General features: G+C 56.6%; 17 protein-coding genes and 1 pseudogene. 10 read left to right on the top strand and 8 right to left on the bottom strand.

Features of this window, described 5'->3' with window-relative positions; all coding sequences use genetic code 11:
• Positions 1–44 precede the first annotated feature (44 nt).
• Genes E3U32_RS21690 through E3U32_RS21680 form a run of 3 tightly spaced genes read right to left on the bottom strand, consistent with a single transcriptional unit; the run spans position 45 to position 6,545 of the window.
• Positions 45–2,222: a virulence factor SrfC family protein gene (locus tag E3U32_RS21690; protein ID WP_134350469.1), complete on the bottom strand. Its 2,178-nt coding sequence runs from the start codon at positions 2,220–2,222 to the stop codon at positions 45–47.
• The gene (locus E3U32_RS21685) at positions 2,219–5,200 is read right to left on the bottom strand and encodes a virulence factor SrfB (protein WP_134350468.1); all 2,982 of its coding nucleotides are present in this window, start codon (positions 5,198–5,200) and stop codon (positions 2,219–2,221) included. The genes E3U32_RS21690 and E3U32_RS21685 overlap by 4 nt, the downstream gene beginning before the upstream one ends.
• Positions 5,201–5,204: 4 nt before the next feature.
• Positions 5,205–6,545, bottom strand: a complete 1,341-nt coding sequence (locus E3U32_RS21680) for an SrfA family protein (protein ID WP_134350467.1) — start codon at positions 6,543–6,545, stop codon at positions 5,205–5,207.
• 283 nt (positions 6,546–6,828) lie between these two features.
• Here E3U32_RS21680 and E3U32_RS21675 point away from each other — a divergent pair, with 283 nt between their 5' ends.
• Together E3U32_RS21675 and E3U32_RS21670 are read left to right on the top strand one after the other, a co-directional pair.
• The gene (locus E3U32_RS21675; RefSeq protein ID WP_134350466.1) at positions 6,829–8,427 is read left to right on the top strand and encodes an ABC transporter substrate-binding protein; all 1,599 of its coding nucleotides are present in this window, start codon (positions 6,829–6,831) and stop codon (positions 8,425–8,427) included.
• 96 nt (positions 8,428–8,523) lie between these two features.
• Positions 8,524–8,757: a YdcY family protein gene (locus tag E3U32_RS21670; RefSeq protein ID WP_134350465.1), complete on the top strand. Its 234-nt coding sequence runs from the start codon at positions 8,524–8,526 to the stop codon at positions 8,755–8,757.
• A gap of 3 nt (positions 8,758–8,760) precedes the next feature.
• Here E3U32_RS21670 and E3U32_RS21665 read toward each other — a convergent pair whose 3' ends face one another.
• Both E3U32_RS21665 and E3U32_RS21660 read right to left on the bottom strand, forming a co-directional pair.
• Positions 8,761–9,210, bottom strand: coding sequence for a DMT family transporter (locus E3U32_RS21665; RefSeq protein WP_134350464.1), 450 nt, complete (start codon positions 9,208–9,210; stop codon positions 8,761–8,763).
• Entirely contained in the window at positions 9,207–9,725 is a 519-nt protein-coding gene (locus tag E3U32_RS21660) for a GNAT family N-acetyltransferase (protein WP_134350463.1), read from the bottom strand. Before E3U32_RS21660 ends, E3U32_RS21665 begins: the two co-directional genes overlap by 4 nt.
• A gap of 146 nt (positions 9,726–9,871) precedes the next feature.
• Between E3U32_RS21660 and E3U32_RS21655 the strand changes: the two genes are divergently transcribed.
• From E3U32_RS21655 to E3U32_RS21645, 3 genes are all read left to right on the top strand, one after another.
• Positions 9,872–10,447: a helix-turn-helix domain-containing protein gene (locus tag E3U32_RS21655; protein WP_008501301.1), complete on the top strand. Its 576-nt coding sequence runs from the start codon at positions 9,872–9,874 to the stop codon at positions 10,445–10,447.
• A 65-nt stretch (positions 10,448–10,512) separates the two neighbouring features.
• Entirely contained in the window at positions 10,513–11,553 is a 1,041-nt protein-coding gene (locus E3U32_RS21650) for an NADP-dependent oxidoreductase (RefSeq protein ID WP_134350462.1), read from the top strand.
• A gap of 254 nt (positions 11,554–11,807) precedes the next feature.
• Complete coding sequence (locus tag E3U32_RS21645; RefSeq protein ID WP_134350461.1) at positions 11,808–12,476, top strand: GntR family transcriptional regulator; 669 nt, start codon at positions 11,808–11,810, stop codon at positions 12,474–12,476.
• Positions 12,477–12,595: 119 nt separating this feature from the next.
• Here the strand turns inward: E3U32_RS21645 and pqqU are convergent, their stop codons facing one another.
• Entirely contained in the window at positions 12,596–14,710 is a 2,115-nt protein-coding gene (pqqU, locus tag E3U32_RS21640) for a TonB-dependent receptor PqqU (RefSeq protein WP_134350460.1), read from the bottom strand.
• 243 nt (positions 14,711–14,953) lie between these two features.
• Between pqqU and E3U32_RS21635 the strand changes: the two genes are divergently transcribed.
• Positions 14,954–16,015 (top strand): YncE family protein, encoded by a 1,062-nt coding sequence (locus tag E3U32_RS21635; protein ID WP_134350459.1) that lies wholly within the window; start codon positions 14,954–14,956, stop codon positions 16,013–16,015.
• A gap of 91 nt (positions 16,016–16,106) precedes the next feature.
• Here E3U32_RS21635 and ansP read toward each other — a convergent pair whose 3' ends face one another.
• Both ansP and E3U32_RS21625 read right to left on the bottom strand, forming a co-directional pair.
• Positions 16,107–17,603 (bottom strand): L-asparagine permease, encoded by a 1,497-nt coding sequence (ansP, locus tag E3U32_RS21630; protein ID WP_134350458.1) that lies wholly within the window; start codon positions 17,601–17,603, stop codon positions 16,107–16,109.
• Between the two features lie 435 nt (positions 17,604–18,038).
• Positions 18,039–19,574: a methyl-accepting chemotaxis protein gene (locus E3U32_RS21625; protein WP_134350457.1), complete on the bottom strand. Its 1,536-nt coding sequence runs from the start codon at positions 19,572–19,574 to the stop codon at positions 18,039–18,041.
• A gap of 346 nt (positions 19,575–19,920) precedes the next feature.
• Between E3U32_RS21625 and E3U32_RS21620 the strand changes: the two genes are divergently transcribed.
• From E3U32_RS21620 to E3U32_RS23830, 4 genes and pseudogenes are all read left to right on the top strand, one after another.
• Positions 19,921–20,460 (top strand): AAA family ATPase, encoded by a 540-nt coding sequence (locus tag E3U32_RS21620; protein WP_134350456.1) that lies wholly within the window; start codon positions 19,921–19,923, stop codon positions 20,458–20,460.
• 110 nt (positions 20,461–20,570) lie between these two features.
• Positions 20,571–21,572 (top strand): LLM class flavin-dependent oxidoreductase, encoded by a 1,002-nt coding sequence (locus E3U32_RS21615; protein WP_134350455.1) that lies wholly within the window; start codon positions 20,571–20,573, stop codon positions 21,570–21,572.
• Positions 21,569–22,690 (top strand): amidohydrolase, encoded by a 1,122-nt coding sequence (locus E3U32_RS21610; RefSeq protein WP_134350454.1) that lies wholly within the window; start codon positions 21,569–21,571, stop codon positions 22,688–22,690. Before E3U32_RS21615 ends, E3U32_RS21610 begins: the two co-directional genes overlap by 4 nt.
• 16 nt (positions 22,691–22,706) lie before the next feature.
• Positions 22,707–24,970: pseudogene (locus E3U32_RS23830) on the top strand (NtaA/DmoA family FMN-dependent monooxygenase).
• Positions 24,971–24,975 lie beyond the last annotated feature (5 nt).

The raw sequence follows: 24,975 nt of genomic DNA, 5'->3' as shown, positions 1-24,975 counted from the left end.
CAGCGCCACCCGGCAAGAAAAGCGGCTACATTGTTAATCAGCGTTCAGCGCAATAATGCGTGTAAGGCCTGACGCGCGCCAGGCTGGACATCATGCGGATGCTGGTAATCAATGTTCTCTATCGCGCGGCTATAGAGCGCGACCAGCCAGTCATACACGTATGCGGTGGCCGCATGCACAGGCTGTTCCCCCAGGCGCGTCAGGCGGGGCTCGGCGCTGCTGACCACTGGCGTAACGAAGATGGCCTGCCCCTTGCGGATGCGGCTGGCAGGACGCGTCGCCACGGGCGTCTGGTCGTAACCCAGCCAGCCAATGAAGTTACCCATTACGGCATGCAGTTGTGCAGCGCTGCTTTTATCCGCTTCGACAATACGCTGAAGCTGTTGAGGCAGATCCAGCCGGTAGCTGGTGACCACCAGAACATCCGCGATTTGCTGTAACACTGCGGGTTCCAGCCCAAGACGGGCGGACATGGCCTCGCTTCGGCTCCACTGACGCAGATGATTTATCCATACTCTGTGTGCCAGGCGCGCTTTGTCTTTTGTCTTGAACAAACCGGCGCTTTCCTGTGCGCTATCGGCAAACAGGTCAATGCTATCCGTAAATAGCCCGTTAACCTGTTCCTCGCGCGGCTGCTGAACGGCCAGTAGTGTTTCAAAGGCTTTTAGCGGCGGCAACAGGCCATCAAGCAGCTCACCGTGACGGGCGGCGCTGCTTTGCAGCGTGCGCACCATGTTTTCTGCCTGAGCGCGTCGGGTACCCGGCTCCTCAACCATCGGTGCCAGATAACTTTGCATCAGCGAACAGAGCTCCTGGTGCAGTGCGTTTTTCAGCGTGCTGAGACGCTTCTGTCGCTGCGCGGGTAGCGTGGCCTGAGATAACCACTCGATGACGCGCTGCATGCTGTGGCTGTCCAGCGCCTGCAGCGTGCCCCAGCGTAAACCCGGTTTCCCGAGCAGATGCTGTACGGCTTCATCAAGATTCTGCCGGGTGGTAAAGCGGGCATCATGGGGGGTAATTGCCCACACCAGTCCCGGCAGAGCAGAGTCTTCAGCAGGCTGCGTCTCTTTGACCCAGTTCATTAACGCTTTTGCTTTTTTGGCCGTCTGTCCGTGCTCCGCCGTCGCATTACAAATGACCAGCACATCCGGCTGCAGCTGTTGACGATAGTGCTCAAGCAGCCACTGGGATTTCGCCTGGCGCAACGGGTCGGCCCGGTTATCTTCAAAAACCGGGATATCAACGATATCGACGTTATCGAGCGCGCCATTCTCAACCGGCAGCACCAGCTCGCGGGTCAGGAAGGCAAGCACATCGACGGGAATGCTGATGGCGTTAAGCATTCCCCCGTTATTCAGCGGATGAAGCAGCGTCTCCTGCGCGTCCTGAAGGGCCGGCGTGCCGTCGTGCGTCAGGAACCCTTCACCCGGCAGCCCAAAGCTGTCTACCAGCAGGCTAAGCGGGGCGGCAAGCTCGCGGGCGTGGCTGGTCTGATGCAGCACATGGGCCAGGTTTAACCATTGCTGGGTCAGCTCCTGCTGCTCGCCCCACAGCAGTGACCAGACGCTGGCCCGCGTGCTGAGATCGAGTGAAGGCACCAGCTGGGCAAACTCATGCCACAGGGCATCATCAATTTGCTGTTTGGCGGCGGGTACCGTGCTCTGCCAGAAGCGGGCGATGGCCCCCACTTCCTGAGCCGTGATGCCGGGCACGCCCTGCGGCTGGCGCAGGCCGCGCCATTTCTCCAGACGCGTCTCAATGACCGCCTTATCCACCGCGCGCATCTGTGGATGCAGCGTCGTGCGGGCAATAAACAGCTGCACCAGCTCGGCCTCGGTGACCAGGCTCAGACGCAGCGGGAACGCCTCATCAGCCACCTCCGGGTTTTCCCGGGTGAAGCGGACGGCCATGTTGGTCAGGGCATGTCCCGGATTGATATGCGAAAAATAGTCAAAGGTGCGCTGGCCCGGCGTCACGTTCAGGCGTCCGTTACCGCTGCCGCACAAAGACAACAGCAGGTGCGCTTTCGCGCTCTGCGAATGGCCGTAAAGCCCGATGCTGCTCTGGCGGGTCATGGCGCGTTCAATGGCCTGCTCCCGCGCCCGCGCCGCGTTGATGCGAGCAAGCAGGGCGTCGGCATCGTTATCCAGCACAGGGGCGTTCAGGCGCGTCTCATTAATCCACCCGATTAATGCCTGAGTGGTGGTCGTCGTCGCTGTCATTTCAGGTATACGCTCCCGCTGTCGATCCAGTAGTGGCTGCCGCTGTGTCGGCGATCGGCCAAGGTATTCAGTTTGAAGGTTAATGCGTCAGGTGCCACCGGCGTGCCGTCCTGCAGCCAGGCGTCGCTCAGCTCGAAGGCCTCTGGACCTTCCTGCTTGCTGCCGCCGCAGAGTTTGAGTCGCACGTTCAGCACGCCGTCGCCGGCAATCGCTTTCGCCAGTTCAGCCGAGTTAATGCTGAGCGTGTAGAGCGGTGTGGCGGGCCAGCGCGCGTTCGCCAGCTGGCGGAAGCCGAGGGTGACGTTACCGCGCAGCGGGAAGTGCAGACGCGCGTCGAGCTTCGCGCCAGGCTTATCGAGATCGATATCCTGATACCAGACGTTTTCCTCGCGCAGAGTGTTGACGGTGTTATCCAGCACGCCCAGATAGCGCACGGTTGAATACGCGCCAATGTCCGCGGCTTTAAAATTGAAGCGCGGCAGGCGCAGGTCGAGCGCCAGGCTGCAGAGCATGGCCCCCACGGCGGCCGTCGATTTCGGGTTGCCAATGCGCCCCTGCTGGCTGAACGGATACCACTCGTGCACCTGGTATTTATCCAGCCAGACGATGCGGTTGACCGGCACCGGCTGCAGATGGCGAATGAGCGCCTGAACGCCGGGCAGACAGCCAGGGCGACCGGTGATCAGCAAAATATCGCAGCTGTAATGGGATATCGCCTCGCACACCGCGTGAAGCGGTGAGGCCAGCGTAAACTGTCCGGCCAGCATTGCATCCTGCATTTCGCGGAAATTCACATGCAGCGGCACGGCGAAGAGGTCAAAAGCGTCTGAACCCGCAGGCAGGGCATGATCGATCGCCTGCTGCAGGTAATTCATCACGTTGCGGGTCGGTTTCTGCGCCAGGAGATCGCCAAAGGTTGCGTGCAGACCGGCCAGCGGATCGTCAACATCGCTGGACTCCCACGCGGCAAGAATGGCATGGCCAATCGGCATGAAGAGCTGAAGCGCCGTTTGCTGGCGGAGTACGGCCTGGGTATCAATGCGCCCGGAGTCACCGAACAGCGAGGCCATCAGCAGCGAGGCGTCCGCAATGCCGGATTTCTGCAGCTGCGTTTGCAGGGCAGGCAATACATAGCGCTGGATCACGTCCAGAAGCGTATCGTCGCCCGCGACTTTAAAGCCTTCGCGGAACAGCAGCTGCGGGGTGATTTTGACGTTATTCCCGGAGCCGTCATCCAGCTGATAATGGGTGATCGCCATATCCGTTGTGCCGCCGCCGATGTCGATGGAGGCGACGCGCAGTGCGCGGCCCGGCTGGCTACCCGGCTCAGGCTCACGGTCCGGGCGGGCCAGGGAGGCGAAGAAGGCTTCCGTCTGGCCGCCAAAACGGGATATCGCTTCGTTATACAGCCAGACCAGTTGACCACAGCTGGCTTCATCCCACTCCATCTGGATTTCAGGCACCGGCACCACGCTTTTATCCTGCTGTTTGCGGGTGACAAAATCCTCATCCTGCGGGTGCCAGCCCATCGCTTTCCAGACAATGGCGATAGCTTCGAACATGCGGCGACGGAAAATCTCGCGCTCCTGCTTTGGCATAGCGGAGGGCAGCGTCAGGATCAGGGTGCGCAGCTGGCGTGGAGACGCGGGGAAGCCCAGACGCAGGCGCGTGGCGACGCTGTTGATCTGCCCCAGGGCCTGAGCCAGTAGCTCGCACAGCATGTGCGTCATCAGCGTGCTGCGGCTGTACTGCGGCGAGAAGACCGGCAGCCGCTCGTCCTGCGGCAGCGTGAAGAGCGGCTCTCCGTCATCATTCATCAGGTTCATCAGCGGAAACGCGGTGGCAAGCGGTTCACGCTGGGTTTTGCTGTTCATCTGGCTAAAGCGCCAGTCCTGTACCACCGGCGTTTCATCCCACAGATAGCGACGCGGGCTGGAGATGCCGCTGTTACCTTCGGTCCCCAGACGCTGCATCGCCAGCTTGCGGGCTTCATCACCGACACGAACAATCGACGGCCAGACAAACGCATCTTCGCGGCCGCTTTCAACCGAGAAGTGCTGCTTGCCAAAACGCGCTTCCGAAAACTCGAGACGGCTGGTGAACAGTGGCTCATTCAGGAACTGCGGCTCGCTTAACGAGCGCACCTGCAGCTCAGCGGTCTGGCGCAGCCCATCGTTCGCATCGCCGTGATCTTCAATAATGACGCCGCAGGTGTGGGTATTGCCCACGTCGAGGATCAGGTCAACCGGAATGGCAGGCGTGCTGAGCGTATGGGTAACAAACTTCACTTCCGGCACGGTGAGCTGCTCACCGAGCATGGTCAGCAGGTTGAGCCAGTGGGCCTGATATTCAAAACTGCGCATCGCCTGCTGCAGGTCCCGTTCTGAGCGGTTTTCAACGCCGTCGGCATACTGGGTAAACGCCTCGCGCAGCCAGCCGTCAATCCAGGTCTGGTCGAGGAAACTTTCAACCTCATTGTCTCGCCAGGCCAGCGCGAAGCGGGTGCCGTTCAGAATGTCGTTTTCCACCGGGGACAGGGCGGACGTGGCATGTTCAGCAATCTGGCTGTCAAGCGCGAGGGTCACGCGGTGCGTATTGCCAGCCGTGTCGGGGGTATCAAGCTTGCGCACCTGAACGCGGGCCCAGTTATCCGGGCCTTCAACAAAGGTCCGCGGCGGGTTGAAGCGCAGGAACGGAACCGGAAGCCAGACGCCATCGAGCACCGCCAGCGACTGATGCAGCGGAATGGTGGTTTCCGGTTTGACCACTTCAGGCTGCCCGCCGTTCATTCCCGGCACGGTATAGCGCCCGTTGACCAGGTTGAAATCGAGTCGCAAAAGCGGGCCGTTCGCGGTTTTACGTACGAAGCGTCCGTGGCTGGCGGTGTCCTGTGGCGTGAGACCGAAGTCAAGAAACTGCACGCCGCTGTTAGCGATAAGCGTGACGCTTTGTTTATAGTCGCAAAGATTTACCAGCATAGGATCAGGCACCTGCTTTCTTGAACGTCAGTGGGACGACGGTATTTGCGTCATAACGGGCGCGACATTCTGCGATATCGCTGGTGCCTGCTTTACAGGCAATCTCCGGCATCGGGTAGCGGGAACCGTCGGTGCAGCGGGCATGACCGCGACTCTTAATCATCAGCTCGCCATTGCTGTGCAGACCGGAGAACACTTCCACGCGGCAGACAACGTTGTCGCCGTGGACAACGCGGGCGAAGCCTTTATTGTTCTGGATCTGGTAGCGCAGCGACGGCGGCTTGCCGGTCACCGGATCTTTCACATCGAGGATGGCGCGCCAGGTTCCATTCAGGAAACGCGTGGATCCCGCTTTCACCTGATTCGCTTCCATCACCATGGCATCTTTCGGGATGGCGACAATTACCACCGGAGCAGGCTGTGGTGCCGGAGCCGGTTCTTTTTCTTTGCTCGCCACGACTTCTGCCTGATGCAGCGGTAAGTTCATGGCCAGGGGCTCAACCGCTTTGATCGGCTTTGGCGCAATCTCCACGGGCTGAGGGACGGGTACCGACACGGGCTCTGCGGAAGGCGCCTGTTTTGGCCACAGCAGCGGTGCGGAAATGGCGGCAACAATCACGGCGGCAACCGGCAGCGTCCACAGGGGGATACGGCGCTTTTTCGCGACAATTGCCGGGGCCGGTTCCTGAACGGGTTGCGCAACGACGGGAGCTGGTTCGGGTTCATACAGATCCTCCGGCGTAATGCGCACCACCGTGGAAGGGGCGACCAGCGGCTCGTCAGCGTGCTCAAAGGTCATCACCGGTTCAGGTTCTGGCTCGGGTTCCGGATCCTCAATGACAACGGGGGCAGGCTCGGGGATCAGCGATTCACGCAGGCAGTCGAGAACATCGTCGCGCGCATTTTCATTCAGGTTTACAAACCCCCAGAAGCTGATGACCGGCTTTCCGTCCACCAGGAAAAGGAAGTTTTCCCCCGGGAACTGAAACGCCTTCGACAGCAGAGAGCCAAAAAGCTGTTGCGCGGTTTTGGGCGACTGCAGGCATTTCTTGCTTAGCGACTCGACGCTGGCTAGCGTGTTCTCCAGGTAGCGCAGGGCGCGATAGCGGTCATCTTCATCGGCCGCTTTCCAGCTCGTTACGCTCCCTTCAACAGGGGAATACCAGTCCACGCGGTCGCCGCTGTCGTTGACCTGAGGAATAGCCAGACAGTCGACAATGGCCTGTTGTTTGCGCAACCGGAGCGCTTCCCGGATTTGTAACGCTGATTCAAAAACGGCTTGTCCGCCGCCGCCAACGGCCTGAAAGTCATCCAGATTACCGGTACGTAAAAGAGTTTTTGCCACGATTTGATCCCATATACTTCTTCACACCGTTACTTTAACGAAATAGGGCGTCAAACAAACGGAGGAAGAGACGCTAAAAGGGCCGATTTCTTGCGGCATAGAAAGTGACGGTTGTGCTTGACGGATAATGGCACTTAAGGCAAATCATTTTTTTGGAGGCTGGCTGTAAAACCAGCAAAAAACGCGGCTTTAGAATAACCTGATAGTGTTTCGTTATTTGCCAGGTCATAACGCCTGTGCTGTTATTACGGTTCTATATAATAAAACTGTCAGGGTTATAACCATGTCTACAGGGAAAACACTGCTCGCCCTCGCGCTGAGCGCGCTTTTACCAGCCGGTGCCGCATGGGCGGCAAACAACGACACCCTTATTTACTGTTCTGAAGCGTCCCCCGAGTCGTTCAACCCGCAAATTGCCAGCTCTGGCCCATCTTTTGTGGCCAGCTCACAGGTGCTATATAACCGCCTGATCAATTTCGACCCGGTGAAAAACACCCCGGTCCCGTCGCTGGCGGAGTCCTGGACAATTTCACCGGACGGCAAGACGTATACCTTTACCCTGCGCAAAGGGGTGAAGTTCAACAGCAACAAATACTTCAAACCGACGCGCGATTTTAACGCCGATGACGTCATTTTCTCGGTCATGCGTCAGAAAGACCCTAAACACCCGTACCACAACGTTTCGCAGGGCAACTACGAATACTTCAACGATGTCGGCCTCGATAAGCTGATTCAGGACGTTAAAAAGGTTGATGATTACCACGTTCAGTTCACCCTCAGCGAGCCCAACGCCGCGTTCCTGGCCGACTGGGGGATGGATTTCGCCTCCATTCTTTCCGCTGAATACGCCGACGCGATGCTGAAAAAGGGCACGCCTGAGAACGTTGATACCTGGCCGATTGGTACCGGACCTTATGTACTCCAGCAGTACAAAGTGGATTCGTTGATTCGCTATGTCGCTAATCCGAACTACTGGGACGGCGCGGTTCCAACGAAGCATCTCATCTTCTCCATCACGCCAAATGTGGAAACCCGTCTGGCGAAGCTGCAGACCAACGAATGCCAGATTATTCCCGCGCCATCCCCGGTGCAGTTCGATGTCATCAAGAACAACAAAGACCTGACGCTGCACTCAGTAGATGCGCTGAACGTGGGTTATCTGGCGTTCAACACCGAGAAAAAACCGTTTGATAACGTGCTGGTGCGCCAGGCGCTTAACTACGCGACCGACAAAAAGGCTATTGTTAATGCGGTCTTTATGGGATCGGGTACGGTGGCAAAATCGCCGATTCCGCCAAATATGCTGGGCTTTAATAAAGATTTGAAGGACTACAGCTACGATCCTGAAAAAGCGAAAGCGCTGCTGAAGCAGGCCGGGCTGGAGAAGGGCGCGGAAGTCACGCTGTGGTCAATGCCGGTTCAGCGTCCGTATAACCCTAACTCGCGTCGTATCGCGGAGATGATTCAGAGCGACTGGGCCAAAGTTGGCGTGAAGGCCAAAATTGTCTCCTACGAGTGGGGCGAATACCTCTCCGGAATGCGCAAAGGCGAACATGACTCCGCGCTGTTTGGCTGGATGTCCGATAACGGCGATCCGGACAACTTTGCCGATGTGCTGCTGGGCTGCAACAGCATTAAAACCGGTTCAAACGCCGCGCGCTGGTGTGATAAGGGTTATGATGGTCTGGTGCAAAAAGCGAAGCTGACCAGCAACCCGGCTGAGCGTGCGAAACTCTACGGCCAGGCGCAGGAGATTTTCTACCAGCAGGCGCCGTGGATCGCGCTGGCAAACGGCAAAACGTTCTATGCGACCCGCAGCAACGTAACCGGGTACAGCGTGAGCCTGATGGGCAGCGATTTCTCGAAAGCGAAGCTGAACTGATCTTATGCCCGGTGGCGCTGCGCTTACCGGGCCTACGGTTCCCCCTGTAGGCCGGGTAAGGCGTAGCCGCCACCCGGCAATTCTCAAGGAGTGACAATGTCACATTTAAATGAAGTTATCGCCCGTGTGGATGCCGCGATTGACGAGGGCGTCATCACCCACATGAATGAACTGCTGATTGAACTGAGCGATGACGCTGAGCTGAGCCGCGATGAACGCTACATCCAGCAGCAGCGCCTGCGGACCGCGATTTCGCACCATGGTAAGCAGCATAAAGAAGAGATGGACGCGCGCCACGAACAGTTGACCAAAGGTGGCTCAATCCTCTAGCGATCAAAACTGGCGTCGCGCCACCAGCCAGGCACCGACGACCAGCATCACCGCGCCGCATACCGGGCCGATCAAAGCGCGCAGCGGAATACCATTACTTCTCAGCACGTCCATCACCAGCCCGCCGATGAGCTGGCTTGCCACCAGCACGGCGATGGTCGTCGCCGCGCCAACGTTCTGATACCCACTGATACTGGCAAACACGAAAAACGACCCCAGCAGCCCCGGGATAAGCGTCCACCAGCGTATTGTTGCGCCCAGCTCGCTAAACCCGGCGAGGCCCTGTTTCAGCAGCAGTATGCTGACAAACAGCACAATGCCCACCAGGGAATTCAGCAGCATCGCGATAAGAATAGTGGAGGAGGACTGGGTGATGCGCACCATTAAGGTGTTTTGCACCACCAGACCGATCCCCGCTGCCACCAGAAACGCCAGCGTCAGGGATTGATTCATGGGATGGCGTCCGGGTCGCTGCGCTCGTCCAGCTGCAGCTGCATAAACGTTAAGTCCAGCCAGCGGCCAAATTTGGTTCCTACCTGCGGCATTTGCCCCGTTGTCACAAAACCGAGCGTTTCATGGAGATGAATCGAGGCCTGGTTTTGCGCTTCAATTCCCGCCACCATGACATGTTTGCCGATCTGACGAGCTTCGATGATCAACGCCTTCATCAACGTGCGGCCAATGCCTTTGCCCTGATGATCCGGGTGGACATAGACTGAATGCTCTACCGTATGACGAAAACCATCGAAGGCGCGCCAGTCGCCGAAAGAGGCGTAGCCGGTGATTGCGCCGTCTTCTTCACTCACCAGAACCGGGTAACCCGCGAGCGTGCGCGCCTCAAACCAGGCGATTCGGTTGTCGGTATCAACGGTTTTATCGTTCCAGATGGCGGCAGTATGCAGCACCGCGTGGTTGTAGATCTCTCCTATCGCAGCGCAGTCTTCTTTGCAGGCGTGACGAACGATCATGATTAAACCTCTGTGTTGTTCACTATAGTATTACGTTGTAGCTACGATATTACACAACTGCATCGCCCGATCGCTACGGCATAAGCCATATTTTTTTGTTATCAAAAGCCCATTGAAATGCCGTTCATACACTATAGTATGACGTCATGAACACCATAACAGACACAATGAATCAACGGATTAGCGCAAGAATTCGCCTTGAACGCGAGTCTCGCGGATGGTCCCTGAGCGAGCTTGCTGACCGGGCAGGCGTCTCCCGCGCCATGATCCACAAGATAGAGCGCGGGGACAGTAGCCCGACAGCCACCTTGCTTGCCCGCCTGTCAGGGGCGTTTGGCATCAGCATGTCCACGCTGATTGCCCGGGCCGAGATGCAGGAAGGCAAGCTGCTGCGCCTGGCAAACCAGCCCGTCTGGCGCGACCCGCAGACGCACTACCTCCGCCGCCATGTTTCTCCCCGCACCGATTTGCCCATCGACCTTGTTCAGGTTGAACTGCCTGCGGGCAGCGATGTTCCAATGCCTGCCTCTTCTTATGCGCTGGCACGTCAGCTTATCTGGCTGCAGTCCGGTGAGCTGGTGTTTCAGGAGGGCGATACGCGTCACGAGATGCACGCCGGAGACTGTCTCGAGCTGGGGCCGCCAAATGACTGCCGGTTCATCAACGAAACGAATGAAACCTGTATCTATCTGGTCGTACGGCTTAACCAGTCTGGCTCGTAATGCTAATGCGATAACGCCAATCGTGAGCCAGGCTGTAATGACATTTGTACCAGAAGGAGATCCCGATGAATCAATCTGTTTCGCAAAATCGCCGCTGGGTACTGGCCTCTCGTCCACAGGGTGCGCCGGTTGCGGAAAATTTTCGTCTGGAAACGCAGCCTGTTCCAGCACCTGTTGAGGGGCAGCTTTTGCTTCGTACCGTCTGGCTGTCGCTGGACCCTTACATGCGGGGCCGCATGAGCGATGCGCCATCCTATTCGCCTCCGGTAGAGCTGGGTGCGGTGATGGTGGGGGGAACGGTCAGCCGCGTTGAGCAATCCCGTCACCCCGATTTCAAACCGGGTGAGTGGGTGCTGGGCTACGGCGGCTGGCAGGAGTATGAACTTTCAGACGGCAGCGGCCTGGTGAAGCTCGGCGAAAATCTGTCTCATCCTTCCTGGGCGCTGGGTATTCTGGGCATGCCAGGCTTTACTGCCTATATGGGGCTGCTGGATATCGGGCAACCCAAAGCGGGTGAAACGCTGGTGGTTGCCGCTGCGACGGGCCCGGTGGGCGCGACCGTTGGGCAGATCGGCAAAATCAAAGGTTGCCGGGTGGTCGGCGTCGCCGGTGGTGCTGAAAAATGCCGCCATGCCGTTGAGGTTCTCGGGTTTGACCTGTGTCTGGACCACCACGCGGCGGATTTTGCCGAACAGCTGAAGCACGCCTGCCCGAAAGGGATCGACGTTTATTATGAAAACGTCGGCGGAAAAGTGTTTGATGCCGTTCTGCCGCTGCTGAATACCTCCGCCCGCGTGCCGGTTTGTGGTCTGGTGAGCGGCTACAATGCGACGGGCCTGCCTGAAGGGCCGGATCGCCTGCCGCTCCTGATGGCGACCATTCTGAAGAAACGCATTCGTATGCAGGGCTTTATTATCGGCCAGGACTACGGGCACCGCATTGAAGAGTTCCAGGAAGAGATGGGGCGCTGGGTGCGGGAAGGTAAAATTCACTATCGTGAACAGGTCACGGACGGGCTGGAGAACGCGCCTGAGGCGCTGATTGGCTTGCTTGAAGGGCGTAACTTCGGCAAAGTCGTGATTCGCGTCGCGAGTGACAATAAATAAACAGCACTATGGCGGGGTTTCCCGCCATATTTATTTGTGAAGATACGATATATTGTCTTTAATTAATGGACATGGCATTTCGCGCCCTCATCACGGATGAGCGCGAAACCGATAAAAAACAAACTTTGCTTTTTTTGATGTTTTTATGTACTTCCCACCACCAGGCATGACGATACAGGATATATCGGACCAGCGTCGTTTTATTAAAACTGGCGTTTAAAAATAGCATTAAGTTTTAGCTACAGGAATTGAACATGCTTGATTTGGATCACTTAGAAAAAGCCCAAAGGATCAGTCTTACCATGCAAGTTGAACTCAGTTTGAAAGGAGCGTTAATTACAGGCTCACTCAAACCTGGGGCACGACTGATTACGAAAGAGATCGCCGATAAATTAGGAACCAGTATTACCCCGGTTCGCGAGGCGCTTTTGCGCCTGGTGTCATCAGGGGCGTTACACGCCACGCCAGCGCAGGCATTTCTGGTTCCGGAGGTGACGCTGGAGCGGTATAACGAGATTAACGCCATCCGAAAACAACTTGAGCCGATGGCGGTCGCCGCCGCGTGCCAGAATATGTCAGACGGCAAGCTGGAGGCATTGCGCAAAATGTCAGAGGTATTCCATGAAGCCATGCGCAACGGAAACGTTCAGCAGGCGCTTCATGCGAATCGCGTCTTCCGGTTTACGCTGTATCAGTATGCGGAAATGCCCACGCTTAACGCGTTAATTGAACAACTCTGGGTGCGCATCGGGCCTTGTATGAACTATCTGCACCAGGAGCTTAACGACATCAAATCGTCGACGTATCACTATGACGAACTCCTTTCCGCCCTTGAGCGAAGAGATGTTGATGCCTGCCAGAAGGCAATTGATCAGTTGATTGATGAAGCGAATTCTCTTTTACAGCGACAATATTTTAACTAAGAGATTATTTAACAGAGCGACTATATACCGCACCTAATTATTTATCTGGTGAATAACTCCTGATGGTTTAATGCCATCAGGAGGGTTATTTTCTTTATAAAATAAACTTTTGTTTTTGCTTACTCGAAGCGATAAGAGACCGACAGCCCGACGCCGTAGTTCCGGCCAGGTGCAGGTTCGTAATAACGCCCGTTGGATTCGTTGACAATTACTGAGCCGACGTACTCTTTGTCGAACAGGTTATCGACGCGACCAAAGACGTCCATGCCCCAGTTGCCATAGTTGAATTTATACCCGGTATTCAGCCCGACCACGGTATACGACGGGGCTTTCGCCGTATTCTCGTCGTCGGCCATGATATCGCTCATATAGCGCACGTCTGAGCCCGCGTACCAGCCTTCTTCAGGCTGCCAGCCAAACGAAGCGTAACCCATGTTGCGGGCGATGCCCGGCATACGGTTACCGTTGCAGTCTGCGTCTCTGCATACGTTGGTGCGATAGGTAGCGTCCAGATACGTCCACGCCAGCTTCAGCTTCCAGTTCTCAGCAAACTGCTGGTCGAGGGAGACGTCCACCCCCTGACGACGGGTTTTTCCGGCATTTTTATAGCTGGTACGCCCGCCGGAACTGGCATCCACCACGATCTCATCATCCGTATCGGTGCGGAACAGGGCTGCGGTCAGCAGGCCATTACCGATGCGGGTTTTGCTGCCCACTTCATAGGTGTTGTTGGTGGACGGCTTCAGGCCAATATTCAAACCGCCCTGGTTGTCGGCACGGTAGGAGAGTTCATTGATGGTTGGCGTTTCAAAGCCACGCCCTGCGGCGGCGTACAGGTTCCACGCGTTCGTCACGGCATACTTCACGGAACCGGCCGGGAGCCATTTGTGATAGCTTGCGTCGCCGCTGTCATCGCCATTGCCCGGCGTAACGTAACGATCGTTGGAATCGAACCAGACCGAGCTGTAGCGCACCCCCGCATCCACCGACAGCTTCTGCGTCAGCTGCCAGCTCGTTTGCAGATAAGGATCGACGTTCCACATCAGGTTACGTTCGTTTCGACGTTTGTCACCTTTTACGCCGTAATCCGGCACGCCGTTGTTCATCACGAAGTTCTCGTATCCGCGACGATCTTCACTCAGGTTTTCGTAGTTCAGACCGGTGGTAAAGGTGACCGGCACCAGCAGCTCGCCACGGTGCGTCCAGCGGGTATCAATGCCCTGATAATGGCGCTGCATATCAATCACCCCGCCGGAGTGGGAGGGTTTCAGCTGCGGCTGGTACGGAATCGACTGGTACTGCGTCATTTCACGCTCACCGGCGTACATCATTACGCTAAGATCGTCCTGCGCGCTGAGCTGGCGGTCGTAGCGCAGACCGGCCTGGGTCTGTTTGATGGTCTTACGCGTGTTGTACTGATCGCCACGCGGAGACTGGCGCGGGTTGTCCCGCCACTCCTGATAGTCCAGTCCGCCCGGGTCGTTGGCCTTCATGTCCACGCTGTTAAAGATAAGCGTCAGCTTGCTGACGTCATCAATCCGCACGCCCAGTTTGGCGTTGGCAAGGTTCTTACGCGCGCCGCTGTGGTCGCGAAAACCTTTGGTGGTGAAGCGGGTGGTAGAAACGGTGTAATCCACATCGCCCGCGTGGGTGCCATCACCCATCGCGCCGGTGGCTTTCATGCCGTAGCGCCAGGTCCCGTAACTGCCGTAATAGCTGCTGGCTTCAATGGTCGGCGGCTGCTGCCCGGTCTGGGTATTGATGTTAATCACGCCGCCAGAGGCGTTGCCGTACAGGGCAGAGAAGGGACCGCGCAGCACTTCGACGCTCTCCACGCTGGAGAGATCGATATTGGAGGTCTGGCCCTGTCCGTCCGGCATGGTGGCCGGAATACCGTCGACGTACATACGGATACCGCGCACGCCGAAGGTTGAGCGGGCACCAAACCCGCGCATCGACAGCTGGAGATCCTGGGCATAGTTCTGACGGTTCTGAATTTGCAGCCCCGGGACGCTGCCGAGGGATTCAGACAGGTTGATGCGAGGCGTGGCCTGGCGCATATCATCGCCATTAACGACGCTGACCGCTGCCGGGGTATCGAGTTCCGATACGGTTTGTGGCGTGGCGCTGACGATCATGGTTTGTTCTTCCGCGCTCATCGCGCTAAGCGGCGCAAAAATTACGGGAACCAGCAGCAGCGGGAGAGAAGCCTTACGGGCAGAAATGATTTTCATGAATAAAACCGGTTGTGGTGTATAAACGAACCAAATGGAACATGTCCATACATGTTAAAGGTTTTGTAAATGTTTTGAAAACTATAACCGCACATTGCGTTAATGAAAGGCGAAGCGGGAAAGAAAAACTCCACATTTTCTTGATTAATGATTATTATTCTCATTATCAAAAGGCGATGCCATGACGTTGCCTGCCGGAAGTGATGTCAGCAGAAAACCCTCTTTTTAAGAAAAGGAATTGTTATGTCTTTACGTCATCTGTACTCGCCGCGTCTGAGCGTGTCGCTGCTGTCTGCCACTTTACTGTTTGCCGGAACGTTCCAGGTGCATGCCGCCGAAGAGGTGCTGCGCAAAGCGGTGGGTAAAGGGGCGTATGAAATGGCGGTGAGTCAGCAGGAGAATGCGCTGTGGGTTGCAACGTCGCAAAGCCGTAAAACCGACAAGGGTGGCGTTGTCTATCGTCTCGATCCGGTCACGCTGGACGTAACGCAGGCGATTCATAGCGATCTCAAACCCTTTGGTGCCACTCTTGACAGCGGGAGCCAGACGCTGTGGTTCGGTAACACCCTCAACGGCGCGGTAACGGCCATTGACGCAAAAACGGGTGACGTAAAAGGGCGACTGGTACTGGATGGACGTCAGCGTAGTGACACCGTCAAACCGCTGCAGCCGCGCCAGCTGGTAGCTGACGACAGCACCCACACCGTTTACATCACGGGCGTAGCGAAAGAGAGCGTGATTTGGGTAGTGGATGGCACAACGCTGAAGCTGAAAGAGACCATTACCAATACCGGTACGTACGGCACTGGCCTGGCGCTGGACGCGCAGGCGAAACGTCTCTATACCACGAATGCGGACGGCGAGCTGGTGACGATTGATACGGCCAGCAACAAAATTATCAGCCGTAAAAAGGTGCAGGATGACGGGAAAGAGCACTTCTACCTGAATCTGAGCCTCGACACTGCCGGTCAGCGCGCGTTCCTGACCGATTCAAAACAGCCGGAAGTATTGGTCGTAAGCCTGAAAGATGGCAGCGTGATCGAGAAAATCGCCGCGCCGGAATCACTGGCCGTCCTGTTTAACCCGGCCCGCAATGAAGCCTATGTGACGCACCGTGAAGCTGGAAAAGTGAGCGTGATTGACGCGAAATCGTATAAGGTCACCAAAACCTTCGACACGCCGGTCTTCCCGAACAGCCTGGCGCTCTCAGCGGATGGCAAAACCCTGTACGTGACGGTGAAACAAAAATCCACCCGCCAGCAGGAAGCCACCCAGCCTGACGATGTGATTCGTATTGTGCTCTAGTATGGGGTTGCCCGGTGGCGCTGCCGCCTGCCGGGCCTAAAAACCGTGAAATGTAGGCCGGGTAAGGCGAAGCCGCCACCCGGCTTTTTTATTAACGCGAGGTCTCTTCTACCAGCGGCGCGTCGTGCGTTTCATCATCAGGATGAACCGGCGCGGTACTGTGGATTTCGTGAACGCGTTTACGCACGCCAAACCAGCCGGCAATCAGCAGTACGGCCAGCAGCGGAATGGTCGCGATGGTGTAGGTGCCGTTCGGGTAGTCGAACGCCATCAGCACCAGCACGCTGAACAGGAAGAGCAGGGTGAGCCATGACGTCACCGGTGCACCCGGCATCTTGAAGCTCACATCAGCGGCTTTGCCCTCTTTAATGGCTTTGCGCAGACGCATCTGGCAGACCACGATAAAGGCCCAGGATGCGATAATGCCCAGCGCGGCAACGTTCAGCACGATCTCAAACACCCGGGACGGAACCAGATAGTTCAGGAACACGCCAAAGACATACACCACCAGCGTCGCCAGAATACCCGCGTAAGGAACCTGCTGTTTGCTCATCTTCGACATGAACTTCGGCGCAGAACCGCCCATGGACATGGAGCGCAGGATACGACCGGTAGAGTAAAGGCCGGAGTTCAGGCTGGAGAGCGCCGCCGTCAGCACCACGATATTCATGATACTGCCTACATAAGGTACGCCCAGCTTAGAGAAGAAGGTGACGAACGGACTTTGACCCGCCTGATAAGCGGTCCACGGCAGCAGCAGCACCAGCAGTACCACAGAACCCACGTAGAACAGACCGATACGCCAGATCACGCTGTTGATGGCTTTTGGCACCATGGTCTGCGGATCTTTACATTCGCCTGCCGCGGTACCCACCAGTTCGATGGAGGCAAAGGCGAACACGACGCCCTGAACCAGCACCAGCGCAGGCAGCAGACCGTGCGGGAAGAAGCCGCCGTTATCGGTTATCAGATGGAAGCCAGTGGCATTGCCATCCAGCGGCTTACCGCTGCCGAGGAAGACGGTACCCACGACCAGGAACACCACGATGGCCAGCACTTTTACCAGCGCAAACCAGAACTCCATCTCCGCGAACCACTTCACGCCGATCATGTTCATGGTGCCGACAATCGCCAGCGCACCAAGTGCAAAGACCCACTGCGGCACATCGCCAAACGCGCCCCAGTAGTGCATATATAGCGCAACAGCGGTGATATCGACGATACCGGTCATCGCCCAGTTGACGAAGTACATCCAGCCCGCAACGTAGGCCGCTTTTTCACCAAGGAATTCACGGGCATAAGAGACGAAGCTTCCGCTGGAAGGACGATGCAGTACCAGTTCGCCCAGCGCGCGTAGTATGAAGAAAGAGAAGATCCCGCACACCAGATAGACCAGGGCGAGAGCCGGGCCAGCCATCTGCAGACGTGCACCCGCACCTAAAAACAGACCCGTTCCGATAGCGCCGCCGATGGCGATCATTTGAACCTGACGGTTGCCCATCGCTTTGTGGTAGCCCTCTTCGTGGGAGTTCAACCAGCGACGTTTAGCAGCATGATGATCGGCTGCGCTTTTATTGCTTGTTTTCATTGAGTTACCTGTTTGCCTGTCTGAACCATTATCGTGATAGTCCTGCCTGGCAGAAAGCAATACAAACGATTGCGTCTGCGCAAACACATGTCGCCTTCCCAGTCATTCTGCGTATGGATAAGGCGAACATGGCGAGGCATCCTACCTGCAATTCATAAGCGACGCAAAATTTAACCGTGCCGAAAGTGATGTGCGTCGAAGGAAATCGTGTGGTCAGAGCAGACGGCGATCACAACACGCTGAATCATGGTGAGTTTTTAGACAAAACAATCGCGGGGTTGATTATTAAATCATCAGATTCGCTTAATAATTACCAGGTGGTAAAGATTTTGACTGCCGCAGAGCATCCGCCTGTAACCTGAAAGCGGTAACAGACTGGCGATGGCTCTGCGATAACTCACAAAAATAGACGCCAGGCTTCAAAAAACAGAACGGCTAACCGCCAAAAACGGCAATCGCCTGCTGCAGGCGCGTCGTGCGCTGCGTCAGGTGATTTGCGGCGTGAGTGACGTTATCCACCATTCCCGTATTGTTTTGGGTCATTGCGCCGATACGGGAGATGGATGCGTTAATGAGCGTCAGCGCCTGGGTTTGCTCCTGCGTGGCGTGGCCGATCTCCTTAATAAGGGAGGAGACCTGCAGAACGTTGTCGATCATGACCGTCAGCTGCGTTTCGGTCTGTTCCACCTTCTCTACGCCCGCGTTGACGCTGGCAACGTTTTTCTCAATCAGCGCTTTGATCTCTTTCGCCGCCGTCGCCGAGTGCTGCGCGAGATTGCGCACCTCAGCCGCCACCACGGCAAATCCGCGTCCGGCTTCACCGGCGCGTGCCGCTTCAACGGCAGCATTCAGCGCAAGAATATTGGTCTGAAAGGCAATACGATCGATAACGCTGATAATATCGACGATCTGGCTATTATCCTGCGATACGGACTGCATCATACCGATGGTCTCTTTCATCATCGCTTCACCGCAGCGGGCGCTGGCGCGGGTGCGATCCGCCATCTCGATGGCTTCTTTCGCGGTTTCCGCCGTCTGCTGCACCGCGCTGGCGATCTCTTCTACCGCAGATGCGGTTTGCTGCAGAAAGTCTGCAGTCTCTTCTGAACGCGTCTGCAGCGCTGCACCTTCTTTCGCGACCTGCTGGCTGATGGTGCTAATACCGCTGATTTGCGCCCCGACGTCGTCCACCAGCGAATTGAGGTTTAAACCAGACTGATTCACCAGGCGCATCATCAGCCCGACGTCATCGATCCTGTCAAAATGGTAATAGGTTGTTTTACGCCCTGAAACCACACGCTGCATCTGTTGCACGATGGATTTTACCGGCCGGGCGATCTGCGCATGAAGATAACAGGCGAGGGCAGAAAACAGCAGTACCAGACTGCCGGCCTGAACGCGACTATCAGAGAATAAATATACCGCCAGACAGGAGAGTAACGCTGTCGCCGCAATACCGAGATGGATTCGTTTGCCAGTGCTAAGACATTTAAAAAGCGACATAAAAGAAAATAAACCGCGTCGAACTAACAGTCCCTTATAAAAACGGTAATGTTTTAATTCGTTATTACGTACTTTCTCATACAGTTTTTCACTGGCCGCGATCTCTTCCCGTGAAGGGATATTTCGCACGGAAATATAGCCCGTCAGAGTTTCATCCTGCCAGACCGGCGTCACGTTAGCCCGTACCCAGTAGTGATCGCCATCATGACGACGGTTTTTCACCATCCCCGTCCAGGTTCCACCTTGTTGTAGGGTAAACCACATGTCCCCGAACGCCTCGGCAGGCATGTCGGGATGGCGGATGAGGTTATGCGGTTCACCCAGAAGATGCTCTTCTTTATATCCGCTGGCTTCAATAAAAGCGGAATTGGCATAAGTAATATGACTTTTTGTATCGGTGGTCGACATTAGCGTCGAACCATCGTTAAGCAAATACTCGTTTTGTGTAACGGGAGTGTTACGCTTCATGAGTAACTCCATGATGATGTGCAAGAATAAAAAGAACACCCGAAAAACGCTCAGGTAAGATTAATGTGATTATTTTTATAACTGTCTGTTGCCTATTCTCCCTGAAATTTAGATTGTCCGAAATACCTGGTGTTCATTATTTTTAATTTGTTAATTCCATTGAATGTAATAAAAATGAAAATATTTTCAGGGGCGTTTTTTCGAATTACTGTAAATAAATGACATAAGCCAAACTGAAAGTGGGAGATCGCCTCCCCGGGAAAATTGCCATGCTGAAATAGCGTTTCGTTAACAGGATGAAAACGCTATTATTTGGTCAGTTTTTCGTTAACAGGATGAGGCTGAGGTGAAAATTAACGTCATCGGAACCAGCGGGAGTGGGAAAAGCACGCTGGCGAAGCAGATAGCGACCGAGCTGGCGATTCCCTATATCGAGATGGACAGGCTCTACTGGCGACCTGACTGGCAGGGAACGCCGGACGATGTGTTTCAGGAAAACCTGGAGCAGGCGCTGCATGCGTCGCCAGACTGGGTCCTTGACGGTAACTATAACCGCACGCGGCCTGTTAAATGGCGCAATGTCGACGTTGTGGTGTGGGTGGATTACGGGTTTACCCGCACCCTCTGGCAGGCCGTCACCAGGGCCATCAAACGGGCCTGGCATCAGCACGAACTCTGGCCCGGAACTGGGAACAAAGAGAGTTTCCGCCGCGCGTTCCTGAGCAAAGAGTCCATTATCATCTGGACAATCAAAACCTGGCGCAACAACCGCACGCGTTATGAAGCCGATCTGCAGGATCCGCGCTACGCACATATTCGCTTTGTCCGCATTACCCGCCGCGGGCAGGTGAAAACGCTGATTGCCTCCCTAAAGGCTTATTCTTAGCATGGTTTTATATATCTGATTTCCGGCAAACCAAATGTAAATTAATTGTTTCTCAGTGGTGAAATGCGCCTTTAATAATGTCGACATGTTAAGTCAAACGAGAACGCAACATGTCATGGCGAATCAGCATTCTGGATAAAAGCCCCATCGCTGAAAATGAAACGGCTGCCGATGCACTGGCGCGTACCCTGGCGCTGGCGCAGCAGGCAGAAAATCTGGGCTATCACCGCTTCTGGATTGCCGAACACCACAATACCCCACAGCTTGCCAGCCCCTCGCCGGAGCTGCTGATTGCCTGGATCCTCGGGCAAACCTCACGAATTCGCGTTGGCTCCGGCGGCGTGATGCTCCAGCACTACAGCCCTTATAAAGTTGCCGAAAATTTCAACGTTCTGGCCGCGCTGGCCCCCGGTCGCGTGGATCTCGGCGTCGGAAAAGCGCCCGGCGGCTTGCCGCTCTCAACCCGCGCGCTGCAGCAGGGGCTGAATCAGCAGGAAAAGGGCAGCTTTGCCGAACAGCTGGCTCAGCTCGATCGCTGGATCCGTCCTGAACATCAGTCTACAGAGGAAGCTGTTCTTGCCACGCCGCTGCCGCCGTCACCTGCGCAGGGTTTCCTGCTGGGGGCAAGCACCGAAAGCGCTCTGCTGGCCGCCCGGCTTGACTGGCACTTTGTTTTTGCCGCGCACCTGAACGGCGATCCGGACCTGCTGCGTGAGGTGATCGCCACCTGGCGTGAAAACAGCACCCGGGAGGCAATTGTGGCGGTGCAGGCGATTGTCGCGCCGACGCAGGCCGAAGCAGAAGCGCTGGCGCAGAAGGTGGAAGTGTGGGGCGTTGAGCTGGCCAACGGACAGCGCGTCACCGTGGCCAGCGAAGAGCAGGCTTACGCTTTTGCGCGTCAGGCGGGCAGTGAACCGGTGCGCATTGCGCGTCGGGCGCAATCTCTGCTGGCGGGTACGGCGGAGTTCGTGCTCGAACACCTTAACGCCCTCCATGAAACGTGGGGCATTGACGAATTTATTATTGATACCCCGGTTGCAAATGGTGCCACGCGCGTGGCGTCCCTGCGTTTGCTGGCCGAGGCGCGTCTTAACAGGGAGGTTACCGTATGAGCTTTGGCGAACAATTGATTGCCTGGCGTCGCGAGCTGCACCAGAACCCGGAGCTGTCGGGCCAGGAAGTAGAAACCACGGCGCGACTGCGCCAGTGGCTGACAAACGCGGGCATTGCGCCCCTGCCTTACGACCTTCCAACCGGGCTGGTGGCGGAAATCGGCACCGGCAGCAGGCTGATTGCGCTGCGGGCAGATATCGATGCCCTGCCGATTGAAGAGCGCAGCGGCGTGCCGTTTAGCTCTCAGCATGCTGGCGTCATGCACGCCTGCGGACATGATATCCACACCAGCGTGATCCTCGGCGCGGTGCTAAAGCTGAAAGAGCGGGAAGCGTCGCTCAATGGGCGAGTGCGTATTCTGTTTCAGCCTGCCGAAGAGAACTTTGGCGGCGCGAAGAGCATGGTGCGGGCCGGGGCTTTGCGCGATGTCAGCGCGATTTTCGGTATGCATAACGAGCCCGGCCTGCCGGTCGGCGAGTTCGCCACCCGCGGCGGACCGTTCTATGCCAACGTCGACCGCTTCGTGATCCGCATAACCGGCAAAGGCGCGCACGCCGCCCGTCCGCATGAAGGCAACGACGCCATCGTGCTGGCGAGCCAGCTGGTGACGGCGCTGCAGAGCGTCGCCAGCCGCAACGTCAATACGCTGGATTCTGTGGTGCTGAGCGTGACGCGCATTGCAGGCGGCAACACCTGGAACGTGCTGCCGGAAAACGTCGAGCTGGAAGGCACGCTGCGCACCCATCGCACGGAAGTCCAGCAGAATGTGAAGGCCCGCGTGGGCGAAATTGCCGCCGGGTTTGCCAGCGCCTTTAGCGCGCAGATCGATATCACCTGGTATGCCGGGCCTACCGCGCTGGTCAATGACGAACGCTGGGCCGATTTTGCCACCTCGGTTGCCCGGGAAGCCGGTTACGAAACCCGGCACGCGGAGCTGCACATGGGCGGGGAAGATTTTGCGGTCTATTTGCAGTCCATTCCCGGCGCGTTTGTCAGCATTGGCAGCAACAGCCCGTTTGGTTTACATCACCCGGCGTTTAACCCGGATGAAGCATTAATTGAGCCCGCTGCCCGCTATTTTGCACAGCTTGCGGAAAAAGCCCTGCAACACGTTTAATTCAGAAGAGGTGAATATGTCTGCACATCGTCAACTGCGGCTCGGGACCATTTTGCATGGTGCATCCGGGAATATGTCCGCCTGGCGTCACCCTGCGGCCGTCGCCGATGCCAGCATCAATTTTGATTTCGTCAAAGCGACGGCGTTAAAGGCGGAAGAGGGCAAACTCGATTTCTTATTCGTTGCCGACGGTCTTTATATTAACGAAAAGTCGATCCCGCATTTTTTAAACCGGTTTGAACCGCTGACGGTATTATCCGCTCTCGCCAGCATTACCTCGCGCCTGGGGCTGGTGGGAACTTTATCCACCTCCTACAGCGAGCCCTTTACCACGGCGCGACAGTTTGCCAGCCTCGACCATCTGAGCAATGGCCGCGCGGGCTGGAACGTGGTGACCTCACCGCTGGAAGGTTCGGCGAAGAATTTTTCCCGCGAGAAACACCCTGAACACGCGCTGCGCTACCGGATCGCCGATGAGTATCTCGACGTGGTGAAAGGGCTGTGGGATTCCTGGGAAGGCGATGCCTTTGTGCGCAACAAAGAGAGCGGTCAGTTTTTTGACCCGGCCAAACTGCACGCGCTGGATCACCGCGGTGATTTCTTCCAGGTCGCCGGGCCGCTGAATATTGGCCGTACTCCACAGGGGCGTCCGATTGTATTCCAGGCCGGCGCGTCGGATGACGGGAAAAAGCTGGCGGCGAAACATGCCGACGCCATTTTTACCCATCACGAAACCGTTGAGGAAGCAAAAGCCTTTTATCGCGACGTGAAGCAGCAGCTGGAAACGCACGGCCGCCGTGCCTCTGATTTACATATTTTCCAGGGCGTCAGCGTGATTGTGGGTAAAGACGCCGACGACGTGGAAAACCAGTATCAAACCACGGCGGCGCTGGTGTCGATTAACGATGCCCTCAATTACCTCGGGCGTTATTTTGAACATCATGATTTCAGCCAGTATCCGCTCGACGAACCGTTCCCGGATATCGGCGACTTAGGTAAAAACAGCTTCCGCAGCACCACCGATGAAATCAAGCGTAACGCCCGCGAGCGCAACTTAACCCTGCGTCAGGTGGCGCTGGAAGCCGCGTCGCCGCGCCCGCGTTTTTCCGGTACGCCGGAAGAGGTGGCAGATGGTCTGCAGGCCTGGTTCGAAGGCTATGCCGCAGACGGCTTCATCATTCAGGGCGGTACGCCGGACACCTTCCCGCGCTTTGTTGACCAGGTGGTGCCCGTGTTACAGGCTCGCGGCCTGTTCCGCACCGAATACCCCGGCACCACGCTGCGCGAAAGCTTAGGCCTGGACGAGCCGAAAAACGCCTTCACACAACAATAAAAGAGAACACCGCTATGCAGAAAACATCGCTTATTCTGGCGCTCGCGCTGGCCTTTACCCCTGCCGTCTGGGCAGAGAATGTGAATATTAACGGCACCGGCGTGAGCATTGAGGCCAATAAAACGCCGATCAACACCGCCAAAAACGGTGATGCCATCGCACAGCTGCCGAAAGATTATCGCTTTGCCGTGCCGGGGAAATTTACCGTGGCGGTAGCCGCGCTTAACTCTCCGCCGCTGACGGTCTTCTCCGATGACAACAAAACGCTGTTGGGAAGCGAGGTCGACGTCGCCCGACTGGTGGCAGACAGTCTCGGGCTGGAGCTGAACGTGGTGCCAACCTCCTGGGAAGACTGGCCGCTGGGCGTGGCATCCGGGAAATACGATGCGGCCATCAGCAATATCACCGTCACCAAAGAACGCAAACAGAAGTTTGATTTTGCCACCTACCGTAAGGACTCTCTCGGTTTCTACGTGAAATCCACCAGCCCGATTACCTCGCTTCAGAAGGCGGAGGACATCGCCGGGCTGCGGATTATTGTGGGTTCCGGCACCAATCAGGAAGCCATTCTGCTGGCATGGAATGCCGAAAACCTGAAGAAGGGGCTGAAACCCTTTACCCCGATCTACACCAAAGACGATGCGGCACAAACCCTGGCGCTGCAGTCCGGGCGCGCGGACGCCTACTTTGGCCCGAACGTGATTGGCGCGTGGAAAGCGGCGCTGACAGGTAAAACCAAGCTGGTCGGCAGCGTCGACGGCGGCTGGCCGAAGGCGGCGCACATTGCGGTAACGTTGAAAAAAGGCAGCGGCCTGGTCGAGCCGGTACAAACCGCGCTGAACGGTGCTATCAAAAGCGGCGATTACGACAAAGTGCTGAACCGCTGGGGAGAAGGGGTTGAGCGCATCCCGAATTCAGAAGTGAACCCGGCTGGCCTGGGTGATTAAGGAGG

Origin of the sequence: Lelliottia nimipressuralis, assembly GCF_004402045.1 — a bacterium.
Classification (GTDB): Bacteria; Pseudomonadota; Gammaproteobacteria; order Enterobacterales; family Enterobacteriaceae; genus Enterobacter; species Enterobacter chinensis.
The sequence above is the reverse complement of the archived record's forward strand: the minus strand, read 5'-3'. Positions and strand labels throughout refer to the sequence as shown.

Coding starts and splice junctions, on each gene's coding strand:
- E3U32_RS21690 (WP_134350469.1), bottom strand. CDS start 2,222: ATGACAGCGACGACGACCACCACTCAGGCATTAATCGGGTGGATTAAT.
- E3U32_RS21685 (WP_134350468.1), bottom strand. CDS start 5,200: ATGCTGGTAAATCTTTGCGACTATAAACAAAGCGTCACGCTTATCGCT.
- E3U32_RS21675 (WP_134350466.1), top strand. CDS start 6,829: ATGTCTACAGGGAAAACACTGCTCGCCCTCGCGCTGAGCGCGCTTTTA.
- E3U32_RS21670 (WP_134350465.1), top strand. CDS start 8,524: ATGTCACATTTAAATGAAGTTATCGCCCGTGTGGATGCCGCGATTGAC.
- E3U32_RS21665 (WP_134350464.1), bottom strand. CDS start 9,210: ATGAATCAATCCCTGACGCTGGCGTTTCTGGTGGCAGCGGGGATCGGT.
- E3U32_RS21660 (WP_134350463.1), bottom strand. CDS start 9,725: ATGATCGTTCGTCACGCCTGCAAAGAAGACTGCGCTGCGATAGGAGAG.
- E3U32_RS21655 (WP_008501301.1), top strand. CDS start 9,872: ATGAACACCATAACAGACACAATGAATCAACGGATTAGCGCAAGAATT.
- E3U32_RS21650 (WP_134350462.1), top strand. CDS start 10,513: ATGAATCAATCTGTTTCGCAAAATCGCCGCTGGGTACTGGCCTCTCGT.
- E3U32_RS21645 (WP_134350461.1), top strand. CDS start 11,808: ATGCTTGATTTGGATCACTTAGAAAAAGCCCAAAGGATCAGTCTTACC.
- pqqU (WP_134350460.1), bottom strand. CDS start 14,710: ATGAAAATCATTTCTGCCCGTAAGGCTTCTCTCCCGCTGCTGCTGGTT.
- E3U32_RS21635 (WP_134350459.1), top strand. CDS start 14,954: ATGTCTTTACGTCATCTGTACTCGCCGCGTCTGAGCGTGTCGCTGCTG.
- ansP (WP_134350458.1), bottom strand. CDS start 17,603: ATGAAAACAAGCAATAAAAGCGCAGCCGATCATCATGCTGCTAAACGT.
- E3U32_RS21625 (WP_134350457.1), bottom strand. CDS start 19,574: ATGAAGCGTAACACTCCCGTTACACAAAACGAGTATTTGCTTAACGAT.
- E3U32_RS21615 (WP_134350455.1), top strand. CDS start 20,571: ATGTCATGGCGAATCAGCATTCTGGATAAAAGCCCCATCGCTGAAAAT.
- E3U32_RS21610 (WP_134350454.1), top strand. CDS start 21,569: ATGAGCTTTGGCGAACAATTGATTGCCTGGCGTCGCGAGCTGCACCAG.